Genomic DNA, 16,723 nt, shown 5'->3' with positions numbered 1-16,723 from the left:
GATTGCCACCCTTATGGCAATCGAGGGCGAAAGCGGCGGCAGAACCGGCCGAAGCGGATCAGTGGCCCGCCTGCGGTCCCCGCTCGACACCGCTCTTGGCGAGTTGTTCGTCGATATGGGCGACGAGCCGGTCGAGCCCTTCCTGGCTGTGCGATTCGGCGCGCGCGACCAGCACGTCCTGCGTATTCGACGCGCGCAGCAGCCACCAGCCGTCCTCGGTCTGAACGCGCGCGCCATCGGTGCGGTTGACGTCGGCGCCGCTCTTTTCGAGCCGGTCGAGCACCTCTTCGACGATTGCGAACTTGCGGCTTTCATCGACCTGAAAGCGCATTTCGGGCGTGTTGACGAGCGCGGGCATCGCGTCCTTCATCTCGGTCAGCGACTTGCCCGCGACATGCAGCGCGCGGATCAGTTGCACCGCCGCGAACAGCGCGTCGTCATAGCCGTAATATCCCTGCGCGAAGAAAATGTGCCCGCTCATCTCGCCGGCGAGCGGCGCGCCTGTTTCCTTCATCTTGGTCTTGATGAGGCTGTGCCCGGTCTTCCACATCAGCGGCTTGCCGCCCAGTTCGGCGATGCGGTCGTAGAGCATCTGCGAGGCCTTCACATCGGCGATGATCGTCGAACCCGGCGCTTCCTTGAGCACAGGTACCGCCAAAATGGACAGAAGCTGATCGCCCCAGACCACGCGGCCCTGCCCGTCGATCGCGCCGATCCGGTCGCCGTCACCGTCAAAGGCCAGTCCGAAATCGAGATTCTTCTCCGCGACCAGACGCTTCAGATCGGCGAGATTCTTTTCCTCTGTCGGATCGGGATGATGGTTGGGGAAATTCGCGTCCACATCGGTGTAGAGCGTATGATGCTCACCGGGCAGCAGCTTGACGAGCTTCTCGACGACCGGGCCGGCGGCGCCGTTGCCCGCGTCCCAGCCGATCCGGTACTCGCCCCCGGCATAACCGGCGAACAGGCGCCCGACATAGTCGTCCATGATGTCGGCGTCACCGACCGATCCTTCGCCTTCGTCCCAGTCGCCCTCGGCCGCCATCTTGCCGATCTTCTGGATGTCCTCGCCGAAAAATGGCCGATGCTGAAACACCATCTTGAAGCCATTGTAATCGGAGGGATTGTGGCTGCCGGTTATCTGGATGCCGCCATCCACCTCTAGCACCGCCTCGGCATAATAGAGCATCGGCGTGGGGCCCAGGCCGATGCGCGTCACATCGACGCCGCTCGCGGTCAGCCCCTCGACCAGTGCCGCCTCGAGCTCGGGCGAAGATGCGCGGCCGTCGCGGCCGACCGCGACACGGTGCCCGCCCGCACGGCGCAGCAGCGTTGCGAAGCCGCGGCCGATAGCGCGGGCGTCGTCCGGACCCAGCGTCTTTCCAACGATTCCGCGAATGTCATATTCGCGCAGCGAGGTCGGGTCGAATTGGTGCGTCATTGCGGGCCTCCCGGCATTTTGGAATGTGCCCGCTCAATTCACCAGCCGGGGGGAAAGTTCAACCGCCCTTGCGCCGCAGCAGCACGTCGCGCGCCGCGTTGATACGCCGTGCGCGATCGGCCGAGCCTCCCCGATCGGGATGCACGTCCGCGATCAACCGCTTGTGCGCCGCGCGGATCGTCGCCGCATCGGCATTCTCGCCAACGCCGAGCACTTCCCGTGCCTCGCGCTCCTCCCGCGTCGGCACGCTCACCGGCTCGTGGATCGCGGCGCGGATCGCCGATCGTCGCCACCACATATAAATCATCACGCCCAGCGTGATGACGATGACGAGTTTCGCCATCAGGCGGTCTTCGCCATCGCCGGTTCGGGGAGCGACAGCCCGGCCATCATCTCGCGCAATTCCTGCCGTGCGGCGACATGGCTCAGCCCCATCGAGCCGAATTCCTTGGCGTCGAGCATGGTCAGCCCCTTGGGAAACAGCTCGCGATAGATAACGCGCTCGGAAAGGCCGCTGATGACGCGGAAACCAACGCGCTTGGCGAGCGCATCGATCGCCTCGGACACGCGGCGCATGTTGCGCGCCTCGACATATTGCAGTCGGTTCCTCAGCACGACCCAGTCGATCGTGCTGCCATCGGCCTTGGCGCGCTTGGTACGCGACTGCCACACGAGTTCGGAATAGAAGCTCGGCCGCGTGACCTTGAAACTGTCGGGATCGACCTGGCCGATCAGGTCGAAATCGACGAAACTGTCGTTCATCGGCGTGACCAGCGTATCGGCGTTGGTGATCGCGATTCGCGCGAATTCGTCGTCGCGCCCGGGCGTGTCGATGACCAGATAATCTGCATCGCGGCTCAGTTCCTCGAGCTTTTCCTCGAACACCGACATGCTTTCGCCGTCATGCGTCGCATGGCGCGGCATCGGCAGCGTCCGGCCGCTGCGTTCCATCGTAATCGCGCGATTGTCGAGATAACGCCCCAGCGTGCGCTGGCGGTGGTCGAGGTCGAAGGCGGACACGCGCGCCCCGCGCGCCGCGAGTGCGATCGCGGTATGCACCGCGGTAGTCGATTTGCCCGTGCCGCCCTTTTCGTTGGCGAACACGATTACGTGCAATCGGTCCGATCCGTTGCCCAAAACGTCCATATCCCCAGTTGATCGATGCGGGCCGCCCCCATAGAAGGCCGCCCACCATCCATATCGGAGCCCTGTAAGGCGTGCAAACCATCCGTCAATCGACCGAGCTGAACGAACATCTCGCCGCGCTGCGCAGCGACGGCAAGCGCATCGCGCTGGTGCCGACCATGGGCGCGCTCCATGCCGGCCACATGGCGCTGGTCGAAGCCGCCAAGCACGCCGCGGACCATGTCGTCGTGTCGATCTTCGTCAATCCCATGCAGTTCGGCCCGAGCGAGGATCTCGACCGCTATCCCCGCCGTGAACAGGCCGACTCGCGCATGCTCTCAGACGCCAATGTCGATGTGCTGTGGATGCCGACGGTGGAAGAAATGTATCCCGACGGTTTCGCCACCACCGTATCGGTCGGCGGCATTACCGAACTCTATGACGGCGCCGCCCGGCCGGGGCATTTCGACGGCGTCGCAACCGTCGTCGCCAAATTGTTCAATCAGGTCCGGCCCGATGTCGCGCTGTTCGGTGAAAAGGATTACCAGCAGCTCGCCGTCATCCGGAAGATGGTCGCCGATCTGGATTTCGGAATCGACATTATCGGCGTGCCCACGCAGCGCGAGGATGACGGCCTCGCCATGTCGTCGCGCAACATCTATCTGATCGACGAGGACCGCAAGAAGGCGGTCGCCCTGCCCCGGGCGCTCGGTATCGCCGCGCGCGACATCGCCCGCGGCGGCGACGTGCAGGCGGCGCTGGACCAGGCGCGCGAAATGCTGACCAAGGCCGGGTTCGAAATCGACTATGTCGACATTGTCGAGGAAGGCACGCTCGGCCCGCACGATCCCGAAAAGCCGTCGCGCCTGCTTGCCGCCGCGCGGATCGGCGGAACACGGCTGATCGACAACATTCCCGTGGCTCTGGAACACTACGGTTAATCGAATTAACCATTTGTTGAAAACGTAAGGTCAAAACCGTCCCCATGACGAATTGTCAAAAGGGGATGGCGTCATGGGCAACAGCCTCAAGAGCGCACGATTTCTGATTGAAAGCCGGCTGCAGGATGCAGCGCGTGGTAACGTCGAAGCCTGTTTCGAACTCGGGATGGTCTATTCCAGCGGTGCCGCAGGTGCCGATATCGACCTGATCGAAGCGCATAAATGGTTCAACCTGGCAGCGCTCAACGGCAATTCGCGCGCGCAGGAATGCCGCGCGGAGATCGCCGAGGACATGTCTTCGGCCGACATCGCCGAGGCGCAGAAGCAGGCCCGCGCCTGGCTGCAGACCGCGAACCGCCGCGCGGCGTAAATCTTAATCCTCCCGTACCGGGGAGGTGCCCGCGACGCGGGTCGTAGAAGGAAGCGCCGAGCGTGCGTCGGTGGATCGGCGACGCGACCGCGTGCCGCCACGCCTCTCCACCAGGCTGACGGATGGTCCGCTCCCCGTGCGGGGAGGACTTATTCCTTCGGTGCGGCCTTCTTCTTCGCCGGTGCCTTTTTCTTGGGCGCGGCCTTCTTCTTCGCACCCTTCTTCTTCGCTGGACCCTTCGCCGCCTTGTCGTCGATGAGCTGCGCCGCCTCTTCGAGCGTCAGCGCGTCCTTGTCGATCGTCTTGGGCAGCGTCGCGTTGACCGTGCCGTCAGTGACATAGGCGCCGTAGCGGCCCTCCATCAGCTTGATCTCTTCCTCGGTGCGCGGATGCTTGCCGAGCACCTTCAGCGGTTCGCGGCTGCCCCGCGCACGCGGCCCCTTCTCCGCCGCTTCGGCGAGCTTCACCACCGCGGCGTTCATGCCGGTCTCGAACACCTCTTCGGTCGATCCGAGCCGGGCATATTTGCCGTCATGGCGCAGATAGGGGCCGTAGCGTCCGATCGACGCCTCGATCGGCTTGCCGGTCTCGGGATGGTCACCGATGACGCGCGGCAGCGAGAGCAGCTTGAGCGCCCATTCGAGATCGAGATCGCCAGGCAGATCCTTGGGGATCGAGGCACGCTTCGCCTCCTTGCCCTCGCCAAGCTGGATATAGGGGCCGAAGCGCCCCGACTTGCGCTCGACCGGCAGCCCCGTCTCGGGATCGGTACCGAGCGTCTCAGGCCCCGTATCCTCCGCCGCCACGCCCGGCTGGGCAAAGGCGCGGGTGAACTTGCACTCGGGATAGTTGGAGCATGCGACAAACGGCCCGAACTTGCCGCCGCGCAGTGCGAGCTTCCCGTCGCCGCAATTGGGGCACGCGCGCGGATCGCTGCCATCGGCCTTGGGTGGGAAGAGATAGGGTTCCAGGAACTTGTCGAGTTCGGCCGTCACCTCGGACGGCTTGAAATCCATCACCTCGGTCGTGCGCGGCTTGAAGTCGCGCCAGAACTGATCGAGCACCGCCTGCCATTCGGCGCGTCCGCCCGATACGTCGTCGAGTTCCTCCTCCAGATCGGCGGTGAAATCGTAATTCACATATTTCTGGAAGAAGCGTTCGAGAAAGGCGATCAGCAGCCGCCCCGTTTCCTCGGCGAAGAAGCGGTTCTTTTCGGTGCGGACATAGGAACGGTCCTTGAGGACCTGGATGATCGAGGCATAGGTCGAAGGCCGGCCGATACCCAGCTCCTCGAGCTGCTTGACCAGCGACGCTTCCGAAAAGCGCGGCGGCGGCTGGGTGAAATGCTGTTCCGAGCGCACGCCTTTTTTGGCGGGCGAATCGCCCTCGCGCAGCATTGGCAGGCGGCGCGAATCCTCGTCCTGCGAATCGTCGCGCCCTTCTTCGTAGAGCGCCATGAAACCGGGGAAGAGCACCACCTGACCCGTCGCGCGCAGCGCGGTGCGACCCGTGCCGTCCTCGAGTTCGACCGTGGTGCGTTCGAGCCGTGCCGAGGCCATCTGGCTGGCGAGCGCGCGCTTGAAGATCAGGTCGTACAGGCGACCATGATCGCCCGAACCGGCGCGGTCCTTGGAAAAATCGGTCGGGCGGATCGCCTCGTGCGCTTCCTGCGCATTCTTGGCCTTGGTCTGATACTGGCGCGGCTTTTCGGGAACGTAACTGCCGTCATAGCGCGCAGAGATCGCGCGCCGCGCGTCGGAAATGGCGCTGCCGTCCATCTGCACGCCGTCGGTACGCATATAGGTGATCGCACCGTCCTCGTAGAGCGACTGGGCGATGCGCATCGTATGGCTGGCCGAGAAACCTAGCTTGCGCGCCGCTTCCTGTTGCAGTGTCGAAGTCGTGAAGGGCGGCGGCGGATTGCGGGTGCCGGGCTTGGTTTCGACTTTCGCAACCGAGAAACGCCCTGCCTCGACCGCTTCCTTGGCGCGCTTCGCGGTGGCTTCGTCGCCGATCGACAGCCGGTCGATCTTGTCGCCTTCGAAGCGCACCAGCCGCGCCTCGAAGCCGGTGCCGTCCTGTTCCATGTCGGCGGTGACCGACCAGTATTCCTGCGGGACGAAGGCCTCGATCTCGCGCTCGCGCTCGACGATCAGGCGCAGCGCCACCGACTGCACACGGCCCGCCGATTTCGCGCCGGGCAGCTTGCGCCACAGGACCGGCGACAGCGTGAAGCCGACGAGATAATCGAGCGCCCGGCGCGCGCGGTAGGCGTCGATCAGGTCGGTATCGAGCCCGCGCGGATGCGCCATCGCGTCGGTCACGGCCTTTTTCGTGATGGCGTTGAAGGTGACGCGCTCGACCTCCTTGGGGAGCGCCTTCTTCTTCGCCAACACCTCCTGCACATGCCACGAAATCGCCTCGCCCTCGCGGTCGGGGTCGGTGGCGAGGATCAGGCGGTCGGCCTTTTTCGCCTCGTCGGCGATCGCCTTCAGCTGCTTCGACTTGTCGGCATAGGGCTCCCACTGCATTGCGAAGCCGTCATCGGGATCGACCGATCCATCCTTGGGCGGCAGGTCGCGGACATGGCCGTAGCTCGCGAGGACACGGTAGTCCTTGCCCAGATATTTCTCGATGGTCTTCGCCTTGGCGGGCGATTCGACGATGACAAGCTGCATGGGGGTGTGACGCGGTCCTTGACGTGTGTGCGCATGAGGATGGGGAGCCCCCTAGCGCCTAGTCAAGGCGCTGCCTACCGGGATCATCGCGCCGCCTGATGAGTTAGCTATGCAAAAAGGAGGATCATTTGGTCATTTTTCCTGCATGGCTTCATACACTTGCGACGATATCGCTGGTGCTGGGATTCGTTTGCGCGGCATATATTGCAATAGACGAGGTCCGCCATCCCCAGAAAATGTGGATTATGAATCTGGTCTGGCCGCTGACCGCGCTGTTCGGCAGCGTCGTCTGGCTCGCCTTCTACCAGAGCTTCGGCCGCAACGACGGCAGTCAGTCCGATGAACCACCGATGCATATCGCGGTCGCCAAGGGCGCATCGCATTGTGGCGCGGGCTGCACATTGGGCGACATCATCGTTGAATGGGCAGCATTTGCCCTGCCCGCAATCGCGGTATTTTTCGGCTGGCACGGAATCTTCGCCGAAAAGACGTTCGCCGTGTGGATCCCCGACTATATCCTCGCCTTTCTGATCGGTATCGTCTTCCAGTATTTCACCATCGCACCGATGCGCGATCTGGGCGTCGGCGAGGGCATCTGGGCCGCGGTGAAGGCCGACACGCTGTCGATCACCAGCTGGCAGGTCGGCATGTACGGCCTGATGGCCATCGGCCAGTTCCTGTGGTTCAAGCCCGCCTATGGCGGTGTGGCAGAGGTCAACACGCCCGAATTCTGGTGGCTGATGCAGATCGCGATGCTCGCCGGTTTCGCCACCGCCTATCCGACCAACTGGTGGCTGGTGAAGGCGGGACTGAAAGAGAAGATGTAGGCCGCGTGCCCCCTTGCCTTTGTCCGCGGCGCGCGAAAGACTGCGCCGACAAAGACCAGGGGGCACTCATGATCCGTTCTTTCGCACTCGCCGGCGCAGCACTGGCGCTGCTTTCGACCACGCCCGCCGCGGCCGACGCCGTTCACGATGCAACCGCTGCCAAGCTGCCGCAGCTCATCGACATCTACCGCGATCTCCACGCGCATCCCGAACTGAGCCTGCACGAGACGAAGACGGCGGCGAAGCTTGCCGCGATGGCGCGCGCGGCGGGCTATGACGTGACCGAGCATGTCGGCGGCAACGGTGTCGTTGCGGTAATGAAGAACGGCGCCGGCCCGACGCTCCTCATCCGCTCCGACATGGACGCGCTGCCGGTGACCGAGGAAACCGGCCTCCCCTTCGCGTCAAAGGTCATCGCGACCAGTGGCGAAGGCATCGAAACGGGCGTCATGCACGCCTGCGGCCACGACACGCACATGGCGAGCTGGGTCGGCACGATGCGCAACCTTGCCGCGATGAAGGACAAATGGTCGGGAACGCTCGTCATGATCCTCCAACCCGCGGAGGAAGTCGGCAAGGGCGCGAAGATGATGCTCGAGGACGGACTCTTCAAGCGCTTCCCGCACCCGACCCATGCGCTCGCCTTTCACGACAGCGCGTCGCTGCCGGCGGGCACGATCGGCATCCACCCCGGCTACGCGCTCGCCAATGTCGATTCGGTCGATATCACCGTCCACGGCGTCGGCGGGCACGGCGCCTATCCGCAGGCGACCAAGGACCCGATCGTGCTGGGCGCGGCGATCGTCGGCAAACTTCAGACGCTGGTCAGCCGAGAGGTCGATCCGCAGTCGCCCGCGGTCGTCACCGTCGGCAGCTTCCGCGCGGGCGCCAAGCACAACGTCATCCCCGACGAAGCGAAGCTGCTGCTGACCGTGCGCAGCTACACGCCCGAGGTCCGGCAGCAGCTGCTCGACGGCATCCGCCGTATCGCCGAGGGCGAGGCGCTGGCCGCGGGCATTCCGAAGGACAAGCTGCCGACGGTCGAGGTGAAGGACGAATTCACGCCGTCGGCCTATAACTCGCCCGAATTCAGCGAGCACATGCTCAAGCTGTTCGGCAAGCGGTTCGGCGACAAGCGCGTGATAGAGGCGCCGGCGGTAATGGGCGGAGAGGATTTCGGCCGCTTTCACCTGGCCGACAAGTCGATCGACAGCATGATCTTCTGGGTCGGCGGGGTGCCGAAGGACCAATGGGCGGCATCGCAGGCGGGCAAGCTCGACCTGCCGTCGCTGCACAGCGCGAAATGGGCGCCCGACGCCGAGGCCGTCATCGGAACCGCGACCGAGGCGATGACCGCCGCCGCGCTCGACGTGCTGAAACCGTCAGCCTCCTGAGGCGAGCGCCGGACCGCTGCCGCGCAGGCCGTCGCCCGCATCTTCGTGCTCCATCGTGTCCTCGGCCTTTTCCGGCCGGATATAGATGGAGGACAGATGCGGCATGCGGTCGCGCAGCGCCTGTTCGATCGTCTCGATCATGCTTTCCGCCTCGCCCATCGGCAGGTCGTCGTCGAAATCGGCGCTGATCGCGACGAACACGCTTTCGGGCGAGGTGTGGATCGTGCGGACGTGATTGACCGCGGTGATGCCGCGGTGCCCGGCGACGATCTCGCGGATCGCGACAATGGCCTTGGGATCGGCGGGCTCGCCGATCAGCAGCCCCTTGGCCTCACGCGCGAGCAGCGTCGCCACCAGCGCGAGGATCAGGCCGATCACGACCGACGCCATGCCGTCGATCTTCGGCATGTTCAGCGCATGGCTTAAATATACGCCAAGCGCCGCGACGATCAGACCGGAAAGCGCCGCACTGTCTTCGAACAGTACGACGAACCCGCTCGGGTCCTTCGATTCGCGGACCGCCTGCCACCAGCCGACATCGCCCTTCGCCTTGGAAAATTCGCGCACGGCGGTCACCCAGGACGCGCCCTCAAGCACGAACGCGACGCCCAGCACGACGTAATTGACCGTCGCGCTGGTCAGTTCTTCCGGCTCGACGATGTGCATATAGCCTTCGTACATCGAAAAAGCGGCGCCCGCCGCGAAGATCAGGATCGCGACGATGAAGCTCCAGAAATAGAGCTCGCGGCCATAGCCGAAGGGATGACGCCGGTCGGGAGCCTTTTTCGCGCGGTGTTCGCCGTAGAGCAGCAACACCTGATTGCCGCTGTCGACGACCGAGTGAAATCCCTCGGTCAGCATCGACGACGAACCGGTGATGCTCGCGGCGATGAACTTGGCGATGGCGATGCCGATATTGGCCGCCAGCGCCGCATAGATGACGATATGTTCGCGCCAGCCGGCGCCGCCCTGTCTCGCGGCCATCGGTCAGTCGAGGCCGTTCCGGCGGTGGCAGGTCATCAACGGTCAGTCCTTCTGCCGCTTGCGTTCCGCCTCCTCGTCATATCCCGAGGACGGGGCGGGATCGTGCGAGTGAACAGGCTGCGTCGTCGCAGGCGGATCGGAGGCGTCCATCGATTCCTCGACGCCCTCGTCGAGCCGCGCCTGCTTGCTTTCGGGATTGCGCTGGAGGCGCTCCTCGATCGACTTTTCCTTGTGGCGCTTGGCCACATCGGCTTCGCTTTCGGGTTCGGGCGGTGCCACCGACATGCTGTCCTTGGCGCGCTCGTCGATCCCCGTCTTGTCGTCTGCCATGTCGCTTCCTCTCGTGAAGATTCGATAGGTCAACGGCTGGCGCGAGGGCGCGTTCCGGCAAAACGGTTGCGAAATGAAAAGGCCCGGCGAGTTTCCCCGCCGGGCCGGTTCCTTGTTGCTGTTCGGTTGCTCAGCCGCGGTTGTTACCCATCAGGCGAAGCAGGAACAGGAACATGTTGATGAAGTCGAGATAGAGGTTCAGCGCCCCCATGATCACGACCTTGCCCATCATGTCCGTGCCGGCGACATGCGCGTACATGCTCTTGATCTTCTGCGTGTCATAGGCAGTCAGCCCGGCGAAGATCAGTACGCCCAGCATCGAGATGACCAGACCCATCGTGCTCGACTGGATGAACATGTTGAGGATCATCGCGACGAGCAGGCCGACCACACCCATGATGAGGAAGGTGCCCATGCCCGACAGGTCCTTCTTCGTGGTGTAGCCATAAAGGCTGAGACCCGCGAAGCCGGCCGCGGTCGCGAAGAATGCCTGCGCGATCGAGGTGCCGGTATAGACGAGGAAGATCGTCGAGAGCGACGCGCCCATCAGGACCGCAAAGCCCCAGAACAGCAGTTGCAGCGTCGATGTCTGCATGCGTCCCTGGCCAAAGCTCATCGCGAAGACGATACCCAGCGGCGCGAAGGTGACGATCCAGCCAAGGCCGGACGGCGCACCCGTCATCGGGTTGATAAGCGACATCACCGCGCCGCTCATCACCATCAGCATGGCGACGATGCCGGTCAGCAAAACGCCCGACGCCATATAGTTGTAAACCGAAAGCATATAGGACCGCAGCCCGGCATCGTACGCGTCGGAGCGCGTACCTGCGCCCGTCGCATAGTTAGCGGCGGTCGTCCGGGGATCAGACCAATTTGCCATCTTGAACTCCTTTGCCCGACATCAGTGCCGGATGCATTTGAATATCGCTATCCACGCCCGGATTTTCAAGCAAAACCGGTTCGCGATTTCGGCCATGATTGGTTAAGCTTGGACACATTATGCATCGTCTCTTTGTGGCGCTTCGCCCGCCGTCCGAAATGCGCGACACGCTCCTCGCCGCAATGGGCGGGATAGAGAATGCACGCTGGCAATCGGCCGAACAGCTTCATTGCACTCTACGCTTTATAGGAGATGTCGACCGTCCGGTTGCCGAAGATGTCGAGGCGGCGCTCGGTTCGGTGCGCTTTCCGGGCCTCGATCTGGCCCTGTCGGGCGTGGGAGCATTTGGCGCGGACGGCAGGCGCAAGGCGGTCTGGGCCGGCGTGTCGCCGCACGACCAGATCACAAAGCTGCACAAGAAGATCGACCAGGCGCTGGTGCGGGCCGGGCTCGCACCCGAACGCCGCGCCTATCTGCCGCACATCACGCTTGCGCGGCTCAATCGAAGCTCGGGGGCGATCGACCGGTTTCTGGCCGATCAGGCCAGGCTCGCATCGCCTCCGTACCGTTTCACGCATTTCCTGCTTTTCCGCAGCACGCTGGGCAGCGACGGCGCGACCTATGAGGCGATCGCCCGGTACGCGCTCGAACCGGCGGCAGCCGCCGGATAAAGCCTCGGCACGGCAGCGGACGTAAAACGGGGAACGTAAAGTGGAGGGCGTAAAAAGGGGGCCGGCATCGCTGCCAGCCCCCTATGTCGCCGGACCTTTGCATCCCGCATCGCGAACGAAGCGCAGACGCATGGTTTCGGCGGCATCGCTCGGCCCGCGCCGGCAAGCGGCATCGGACCTTGCGTCGGCCCCCGGGCCGGAAACCAGTTCCCGAAGGAACGGCGTCCCGGCCACGGCGGCCTGCTTCGTCCGAACCGAAGTCCGAACTCCGCCGGATCGAATTCCGATCGCGTTTCCATCCGAAGACGGTCGCGCTTCTTCCTTCGATCGACACCATTCCGATCCGAAGAACTTCATGATGCCTGCGAGCCATTTTCGCGTGTCGGTTACTCGTGCCCGCAGCCGAAGCAGCGACCACGCCTCACCGGGCGTTCCGATGGCTCTCGCTTTCGGCGATCTGCGGTTTCCAAAAGGCACCAGCATATCACCTTGGCGTCGTAACCTTCTGTTTCTTCAGCAATTTCTTGCTTCCGATCCGTCCGGCTACAGGAAGGATGGTGTCACCGAATCCGAGTCGCACAAAGCGTTAAATGCACGGCCGACCCTGTTGATAACGTGGATATCGTGGGTAACTCAGCGCCCCGGCGTCCAGTCGGGTGGCGCGAGTTCAAATCCGGAAAAGTCGAAGCCGGGTACGACGACACAACTGACGAGCGTCCATCCCCCGATTGCCTCTGCCGCCTGCCAGTTGCCGGCGGGCACGATTCCCTGCGCCGCATAGCCGCTGACATCCGCCGGGCCAAGCCGTGTCGTTCGCACCGGGCCGCGATCATCCGCAGCGATATGCAGGTCGAGCGGTGCGCCCGCGTGCCAGAACCACAGCTCGGTCGCGTCGACGCGGTGCCAGTGCGAGGGTTTTTCCGCATCGAGCGCGAACAGGATCGCCGTGCCCGCCGAACGGTCTCCCTCCCGCGCCGGTGCGCGCCATGTCTCCCGGTACCACCCTCCTTCGGGGTGCGGAGCAAGACCAAGCTGGGCAACGATCGCTTCGATATCGGGCATCTGTCGTTGTTTCCTCAAAATTTAAGCGCGGTTTCCGGTCGTTTTACCGCCAGCGACCGCTTCCTGTCGTTTCGTTCATGAAACTCTGCGCCGCCTCGGCACGTTCAGGGACCACGTTCGACGAAACGGAGTGTGGAATGCGTAGCTTTGTCATGGCCCTTGCGGCAACGTCGCTGGCGGTTCCCGCCAGCATGGCGCTGCCGACGACAAGCGCCGAAGCCGCCCCGCAGCGGCACCACGAGCATTATCGTTACAAGGAATGGCGCGGCCGCGACGGCCGTCTTCACTGCCGCAAGCCCGACGGAACGACAGGACTGGTGATCGGCGGTGTCGCCGGCGCGCTGGTCGGCCGGACCATCGACACGCATGGCGATCGCACCGCCGGAACGCTGCTCGGCGCAGCGGCTGGCGCGGTTGCCGGACGAGCGATCGAACGCAGTTCGAAACGCTGCAAATAATACGCCCTGAGCGGCGGCAGTACTCCGCCGGAACTTCAAGAACATCTATCGAGGAGACATATTATGAAGAAGCTTGCCATCATGATCGGCGCCGCCGCTATGCTGCCGCTTGGCGCATGCAGCCAGTACGGGCTTGGCGGACAGCCCGCCTATGCCAGCAACGGCTATTCGAGCCAGTATCCGGCCAGCCAGTATAACTATTACACGATGGGCCGTAACGACACGATCTATCGCGGTTCGGACGGTCGCTATTACTGCAAGCGCGATGACGGCACGACCGGTGCGATCGTCGGCGGTATCGGCGGCGGTGTCCTCGGCAACATCATCGCCCCGGGCGGTTCGAAGACGCTCGGCACGATCATCGGCGCTGGCGCCGGTGCGATCATCGGCCAACAGGTCGACAAGGGCGACGTCAAGTGCGCGACGCGTCGCTGATATGACGACCCGGACAGCATCCGCCCGCTATGACGGCCTTGGCAAGGACGGCAAGGGTCACATTTCGACCCAGTCGGGCGTGCTGTCCGATCAGCCCTATGGTTTCGGTACCCGGTTCGAAGACGAGCCGGGTACCAATCCCGAAGAGTTGATCGCGGCAGCGCATGCCAGCTGCTTCACCATGGCGCTCAGCTTCGCGTTGGCGAAGGAGGGCTATGACACAGGGACGCTGGAAACGACCGCGAAGGTCACGCTCGAAAAGGACGGCGACGGCTTCAAGGTCAGCCGTTCCGACCTGACCCTGACCGGCAAGGTCGAGGGCATCGACGCCGACAAATTCGCCGAGCTTGCCAACGGCGCCAAGGCGAACTGCCCGATTTCGAAACTTCTGAACGCGGAAATCACGCTCGAGCACAAACTCGGCTGAACCCGCGAGAGTAAGCGCAGCATTAACCCACTGCTGATAAGGCGGTGGGATGCTGCGCATACTCACGCTTTCGACGCTCTTTCCCGATGCGTCGCGCCCCAATTTCGGCATTTTCGTCGAGCGCCAGACGCTCGGTCTTGCAGCGCATCCCGATGTCGAGCTGAAGATCGTCGCCCCCCGCGGCCTTCCGCCCTTCCCGCTATCACGCCTGTCGCGCTATTCCGCCCTTGCTGAACTTCCCGAGCGCGAGGACTGGAAAGGCGTCGACTGCCATCGCCCACGCTTCGCCAATCTGCCTGGCACTGGCGGACGCTGGCATGGCGATATGCTCGCCCGAGCGGTCGCCCCGCTGCTCGATGAACTGCGCCACGATTTCGCGTTCGATATCATCGACGCCGAATTCTTCTTTCCCGACGGTCCCGCCGCAACGGCGCTTGGCCGGCGCTACGGCGTGCCGGTTTCGATCAAGGCGCGCGGTGCCGATGTCCATCATTGGGGGCACAACCCGGCAACCGCAAAACAGGTGCTCCGCGCCGGGAGGAGTGCCGACGGGCTGCTCGCCGTGTCGCAATCGATGGCCGACGACATGGCGGCGATCGGGTTGCCCCCCGATCGGATTCGCGTCCACAATACCGGCGTCGATCATCGGCGGTTCGGGACTGTCAGCCGCAGCGAAGCGCGAGCGCGGCTCGGCCTGTCGGGACCGCTGATCGTGTCGGTCGGTGCGCTGATAGCGCGCAAGGGCCATGACATCGTCATCGACGCGGTGCGCCACCTTCCCGATGCTCAGCTCGTGATCGCCGGAGAGGGCGACCAGCGCGGACAGCTTGAAGCGCAGATCGAAAGGCTTGACCTTCAGGGCCGCGTTCGTCTGCTCGGCTCGGTCGCGCATGACGACCTTCCGCCGCTCCTCGCCGCGGCCGATGTCATGGCGCTCGCCTCCGCGTCGGAGGGACTGGCCAATGCCTGGGTAGAATCGCTGGCGAGCGGAACGCCAATCGTCATCACCGATGCCGGCGGCGCGCGCGAGGTCGTGTGCGACGATACCGCCGGACGCATCGCCGCCAGAGCGCCGGAAGCCTTCGCCGCAGCCATCGCCGATCTTCTTGAAGCCCCCCCCGCCGCCGACACCGTCCGGCGGGCGGCGGAGCGTTTCACCTGGGAAGCCAATACCGCCGCGCTGTACGATCATCTGGCCGGGATCGTCGGTGACCATCGTTAGAGCTGAGCGTCCGCAAAGCCCGCGCTCAGGCTGAGCTTGTCGAAGCCACCACCGGACAGGCGCCCTGCCCAAACACCCTTCGACAGGTTCAGGGTGAGCGCTGGACATGGAGGCGCACGTCCGCCCGCCGTCAATCGAGCGGGTACAGCGCTCCCGCGACCCAGCGCTGTTCGCTGCGCAAAACGCCCCAGGCGCGCGCGGCGGCGCGGCTGTCCATCGGCTCGATCCCGATCCCCTTCGCCTCCAGCGCGGCGACCAGCGCGCGCGGTGGACGCACCAGATCGTTGCCGGTGCCGAGCAGGATGAATTCCGGTTGCGGATCGAGCGACAACAGCGCGGAAAGGTCGCGCTCGCCCAGCGCCTCGATCGGCGGCGGCGACCAGCCATCGGCGCGTTCGGGCGTAATCGTCAGCCCTTCGTAAACGCCGTCATCGACACGGAAACCCCGCTCGACGATACCGCTGATCGTCGGCCCCGAACCGCGCATCTCGCGGTCGAGCCGCATCAGGGAAGCTCCTTGCTCCCGACGCGCTCGGCCCCTTCCATGCCGCTCTTGGCCTCTGTCGGCACGAAGCTGTGCGTGCCGACCTTCAGCCAGATCAGGATGGGGTTGGCGATGTAGATCGACGAATAGGTGCCGATCACGATGCCGAGCAGCATCGCCGAGGAAAATCCGAAAATGACTTCCGGCCCCAGCAGCACCAGCGTCGTCAGCGCGATGATGAGCGTCAGCGAGGTAACGATCGTGCGCGCCAGCGTCTCGTTCGCCGACAGGTTGAGGAGCGGCGTGATGTCCATCTTGCGGTATTTTCGCAGGTTTTCGCGAACACGGTCGTAGACGACGATCGTGTCGTTCAGCGAATAGCCGATGATCGTCAGGATCGCCGCGATGATGTTCAGGTTGAACTCGAGCTGAGTCAGCGCGAAGAATCCAAGCGTCAGCACCACGTCGTGGAACAGCGAGAACAGCGCGCCGATACCGAACTGCCATTCGAACCGGATCCAGATGTAGAGCGAGATCGCCGCCATCGCGAGCGCGAGCGAGATCGCGCCCTTGCGGAACAGTTCGTTCGACACCTTGCCCGAAACCGCGCTGATCGAGCCGACCTGCGCGCCGGGATAGTTGGTTTCGATCAGCTGGCGAAGCTGGGTCGCGGCCTTGCTTGCCGCGGCATCGCTGCCCTTGGGCACCGGCAGGCGGATCGAAACTTCGTTGGTATTGCCGAATTCCTGAATCGACGCTTCGCCGAGATTGAGCCCGTTCACGCGCTTGCGCAGATCTTCGAGCGGGACCTTCTTGGCGAAGGTCACGCGGGCCATCTGGCCGCCTTCGAAGTCGATGCCGAAGTTGAGGCCGCGCATCGCGACCAGCGCGATCGACGCGATGATGAGCGCGATCGATATCACGGCCGCGATATGGCGGACCCGCAGGAAATCGATGTTGGTATGGTCGGGTACGAGTTTGAGCGGTCGCATGA

Annotated in this window: 19 protein-coding genes; 9 read left to right on the top strand and 10 right to left on the bottom strand. The window is 64.1% G+C overall.

Annotated features, from left to right (window positions below):
- Positions 1-58: 58 nt before the first annotated feature.
- The 3 genes from pgmG to J7S20_RS14890 are packed head-to-tail and all read right to left on the bottom strand — an operon-like array spanning position 59 to position 2,587.
- Positions 59-1,441, bottom strand: coding sequence for a phosphoglucomutase/phosphomannomutase PgmG (gene pgmG / locus J7S20_RS14900; protein WP_284055029.1), 1,383 nt, complete (start codon positions 1,439-1,441; stop codon positions 59-61).
- A 58-nt stretch (positions 1,442-1,499) separates the two neighbouring features.
- Positions 1,500-1,784: a J domain-containing protein gene (locus J7S20_RS14895; protein WP_284055028.1), complete on the bottom strand. Its 285-nt coding sequence runs from the start codon at positions 1,782-1,784 to the stop codon at positions 1,500-1,502.
- Positions 1,784-2,587 (bottom strand): division plane positioning ATPase MipZ, encoded by an 804-nt coding sequence (locus J7S20_RS14890; RefSeq protein WP_284055027.1) that lies wholly within the window; start codon positions 2,585-2,587, stop codon positions 1,784-1,786. Before J7S20_RS14890 ends, J7S20_RS14895 begins: the two co-directional genes overlap by 1 nt.
- Positions 2,588-2,658: 71 nt before the next feature.
- On the opposite strand from J7S20_RS14890, the gene panC reads away from it, so the two are divergent.
- Together panC and J7S20_RS14880 are read left to right on the top strand one after the other, a co-directional pair.
- Positions 2,659-3,507, top strand: a complete 849-nt coding sequence (panC, locus tag J7S20_RS14885) for a pantoate--beta-alanine ligase (RefSeq protein ID WP_284055026.1) — start codon at positions 2,659-2,661, stop codon at positions 3,505-3,507.
- Positions 3,508-3,580: 73 nt separating this feature from the next.
- Positions 3,581-3,877, top strand: coding sequence for an SEL1-like repeat protein (locus J7S20_RS14880; protein ID WP_284055025.1), 297 nt, complete (start codon positions 3,581-3,583; stop codon positions 3,875-3,877).
- A 149-nt stretch (positions 3,878-4,026) separates the two neighbouring features.
- On the opposite strand, the gene topA is transcribed toward J7S20_RS14880, so the two are convergent.
- Positions 4,027-6,555 carry a type I DNA topoisomerase gene (gene topA, locus J7S20_RS14875; RefSeq protein WP_284055024.1) on the bottom strand — a complete coding sequence of 843 codons (2,529 nt, stop codon included), beginning with the start codon at positions 6,553-6,555 and terminating at the stop codon, positions 4,027-4,029.
- A 236-nt stretch (positions 6,556-6,791) separates the two neighbouring features.
- On the opposite strand from topA, the gene J7S20_RS14870 reads away from it, so the two are divergent.
- Together J7S20_RS14870 and J7S20_RS14865 are read left to right on the top strand one after the other, a co-directional pair.
- Positions 6,792-7,382, top strand: a complete 591-nt coding sequence (locus J7S20_RS14870) for a DUF4396 domain-containing protein (RefSeq protein ID WP_284055023.1) — start codon at positions 6,792-6,794, stop codon at positions 7,380-7,382.
- 68 nt (positions 7,383-7,450) lie between these two features.
- Positions 7,451-8,776 (top strand): amidohydrolase, encoded by a 1,326-nt coding sequence (locus tag J7S20_RS14865; RefSeq protein ID WP_284055022.1) that lies wholly within the window; start codon positions 7,451-7,453, stop codon positions 8,774-8,776.
- Here the strand turns inward: J7S20_RS14865 and J7S20_RS14860 are convergent.
- The 3 genes from J7S20_RS14860 to J7S20_RS14850 all read right to left on the bottom strand — a co-directional run bounded on the left by J7S20_RS14860 (position 8,765) and on the right by J7S20_RS14850 (position 10,970).
- Positions 8,765-9,760: a cation diffusion facilitator family transporter gene (locus J7S20_RS14860; protein ID WP_284055021.1), complete on the bottom strand. Its 996-nt coding sequence runs from the start codon at positions 9,758-9,760 to the stop codon at positions 8,765-8,767. The two genes, J7S20_RS14865 and J7S20_RS14860, sit on opposite strands and share 12 nt — an antisense overlap.
- A gap of 42 nt (positions 9,761-9,802) precedes the next feature.
- Positions 9,803-10,090 (bottom strand): hypothetical protein, encoded by a 288-nt coding sequence (locus J7S20_RS14855; RefSeq protein WP_284055020.1) that lies wholly within the window; start codon positions 10,088-10,090, stop codon positions 9,803-9,805.
- A gap of 130 nt (positions 10,091-10,220) precedes the next feature.
- Positions 10,221-10,970: a Bax inhibitor-1/YccA family protein gene (locus tag J7S20_RS14850; RefSeq protein ID WP_284055019.1), complete on the bottom strand. Its 750-nt coding sequence runs from the start codon at positions 10,968-10,970 to the stop codon at positions 10,221-10,223.
- A gap of 119 nt (positions 10,971-11,089) precedes the next feature.
- On the opposite strand from J7S20_RS14850, the gene thpR reads away from it, so the two are divergent.
- The gene (thpR, locus tag J7S20_RS14845) at positions 11,090-11,641 is read left to right on the top strand and encodes an RNA 2',3'-cyclic phosphodiesterase (RefSeq protein WP_284055018.1); all 552 of its coding nucleotides are present in this window, start codon (positions 11,090-11,092) and stop codon (positions 11,639-11,641) included.
- A 633-nt stretch (positions 11,642-12,274) separates the two neighbouring features.
- Here thpR and J7S20_RS14840 read toward each other — a convergent pair.
- The gene (locus J7S20_RS14840; protein WP_284055017.1) at positions 12,275-12,703 is read right to left on the bottom strand and encodes a cupin domain-containing protein; all 429 of its coding nucleotides are present in this window, start codon (positions 12,701-12,703) and stop codon (positions 12,275-12,277) included.
- A 137-nt stretch (positions 12,704-12,840) separates the two neighbouring features.
- On the opposite strand from J7S20_RS14840, the gene J7S20_RS14835 reads away from it, so the two are divergent.
- The 4 genes from J7S20_RS14835 to J7S20_RS14820 all read left to right on the top strand — a co-directional run bounded on the left by J7S20_RS14835 (position 12,841) and on the right by J7S20_RS14820 (position 15,245).
- A complete protein-coding gene (locus tag J7S20_RS14835) occupies positions 12,841-13,161 on the top strand; it encodes a glycine zipper 2TM domain-containing protein (RefSeq protein ID WP_284055016.1) in 321 nt (106 codons plus the stop codon).
- Between the two features lie 63 nt (positions 13,162-13,224).
- Entirely contained in the window at positions 13,225-13,596 is a 372-nt protein-coding gene (locus tag J7S20_RS14830) for a glycine zipper 2TM domain-containing protein (protein WP_284055015.1), read from the top strand.
- Position 13,597: 1 nt separating this feature from the next.
- Positions 13,598-14,023, top strand: coding sequence for an OsmC family protein (locus J7S20_RS14825; protein ID WP_284055014.1), 426 nt, complete (start codon positions 13,598-13,600; stop codon positions 14,021-14,023).
- Positions 14,024-14,072: 49 nt separating this feature from the next.
- On the top strand, positions 14,073-15,245 hold the full coding sequence (locus J7S20_RS14820; RefSeq protein ID WP_284055013.1) for a glycosyltransferase: 1,173 nt from the start codon (positions 14,073-14,075) through the stop codon (positions 15,243-15,245).
- Between the two features lie 130 nt (positions 15,246-15,375).
- Here J7S20_RS14820 and J7S20_RS14815 read toward each other — a convergent pair whose 3' ends face one another.
- Together J7S20_RS14815 and secF are read right to left on the bottom strand one after the other, a co-directional pair.
- Positions 15,376-15,750 carry an Mth938-like domain-containing protein gene (locus J7S20_RS14815; RefSeq protein WP_284055012.1) on the bottom strand — a complete coding sequence of 125 codons (375 nt, stop codon included), beginning with the start codon at positions 15,748-15,750 and terminating at the stop codon, positions 15,376-15,378.
- Positions 15,750-16,721 (bottom strand): protein translocase subunit SecF, encoded by a 972-nt coding sequence (gene secF / locus J7S20_RS14810; RefSeq protein ID WP_284055011.1) that lies wholly within the window; start codon positions 16,719-16,721, stop codon positions 15,750-15,752. The genes J7S20_RS14815 and secF overlap by 1 nt, the downstream gene beginning before the upstream one ends.
- Between the last annotated feature and the right edge of the window lie 2 nt (positions 16,722-16,723).

The organism is Stakelama marina (assembly GCF_018122655.1).
Classification (GTDB): Bacteria; Pseudomonadota; Alphaproteobacteria; order Sphingomonadales; family Sphingomonadaceae; genus Sphingomonas; species Sphingomonas marina.
This window is presented reverse-complemented; position numbering and strand designations above follow the sequence as displayed.

Bases quoted from the DNA above. Each gene is read 5' to 3' on its own strand.
- J7S20_RS14870 (WP_284055023.1), top strand. From the start codon at position 6,792: ATGTGGATTATGAATCTGGTCTGGCCGCTGACCGCGCTGTTCGGCAGC.
- J7S20_RS14890 (WP_284055027.1), bottom strand. From the start codon at position 2,587: ATGGACGTTTTGGGCAACGGATCGGACCGATTGCACGTAATCGTGTTC.
- topA (WP_284055024.1), bottom strand. From the start codon at position 6,555: ATGCAGCTTGTCATCGTCGAATCGCCCGCCAAGGCGAAGACCATCGAG.
- J7S20_RS14865 (WP_284055022.1), top strand. From the start codon at position 7,451: ATGATCCGTTCTTTCGCACTCGCCGGCGCAGCACTGGCGCTGCTTTCG.
- J7S20_RS14850 (WP_284055019.1), bottom strand. From the start codon at position 10,970: ATGGCAAATTGGTCTGATCCCCGGACGACCGCCGCTAACTATGCGACG.
- J7S20_RS14860 (WP_284055021.1), bottom strand. From the start codon at position 9,760: ATGGCCGCGAGACAGGGCGGCGCCGGCTGGCGCGAACATATCGTCATC.
- J7S20_RS14895 (WP_284055028.1), bottom strand. From the start codon at position 1,784: ATGGCGAAACTCGTCATCGTCATCACGCTGGGCGTGATGATTTATATG.
- J7S20_RS14840 (WP_284055017.1), bottom strand. From the start codon at position 12,703: ATGCCCGATATCGAAGCGATCGTTGCCCAGCTTGGTCTTGCTCCGCAC.
- J7S20_RS14855 (WP_284055020.1), bottom strand. From the start codon at position 10,090: ATGGCAGACGACAAGACGGGGATCGACGAGCGCGCCAAGGACAGCATG.
- J7S20_RS14880 (WP_284055025.1), top strand. From the start codon at position 3,581: ATGGGCAACAGCCTCAAGAGCGCACGATTTCTGATTGAAAGCCGGCTG.
- J7S20_RS14815 (WP_284055012.1), bottom strand. From the start codon at position 15,750: ATGCGGCTCGACCGCGAGATGCGCGGTTCGGGGCCGACGATCAGCGGT.
- J7S20_RS14830 (WP_284055015.1), top strand. From the start codon at position 13,225: ATGAAGAAGCTTGCCATCATGATCGGCGCCGCCGCTATGCTGCCGCTT.
- pgmG (WP_284055029.1), bottom strand. From the start codon at position 1,441: ATGACGCACCAATTCGACCCGACCTCGCTGCGCGAATATGACATTCGC.
- thpR (WP_284055018.1), top strand. From the start codon at position 11,090: ATGCATCGTCTCTTTGTGGCGCTTCGCCCGCCGTCCGAAATGCGCGAC.
- J7S20_RS14825 (WP_284055014.1), top strand. From the start codon at position 13,598: ATGACGACCCGGACAGCATCCGCCCGCTATGACGGCCTTGGCAAGGAC.
- J7S20_RS14835 (WP_284055016.1), top strand. From the start codon at position 12,841: ATGCGTAGCTTTGTCATGGCCCTTGCGGCAACGTCGCTGGCGGTTCCC.
- secF (WP_284055011.1), bottom strand. From the start codon at position 16,721: ATGCGACCGCTCAAACTCGTACCCGACCATACCAACATCGATTTCCTG.
- J7S20_RS14820 (WP_284055013.1), top strand. From the start codon at position 14,073: ATGCTGCGCATACTCACGCTTTCGACGCTCTTTCCCGATGCGTCGCGC.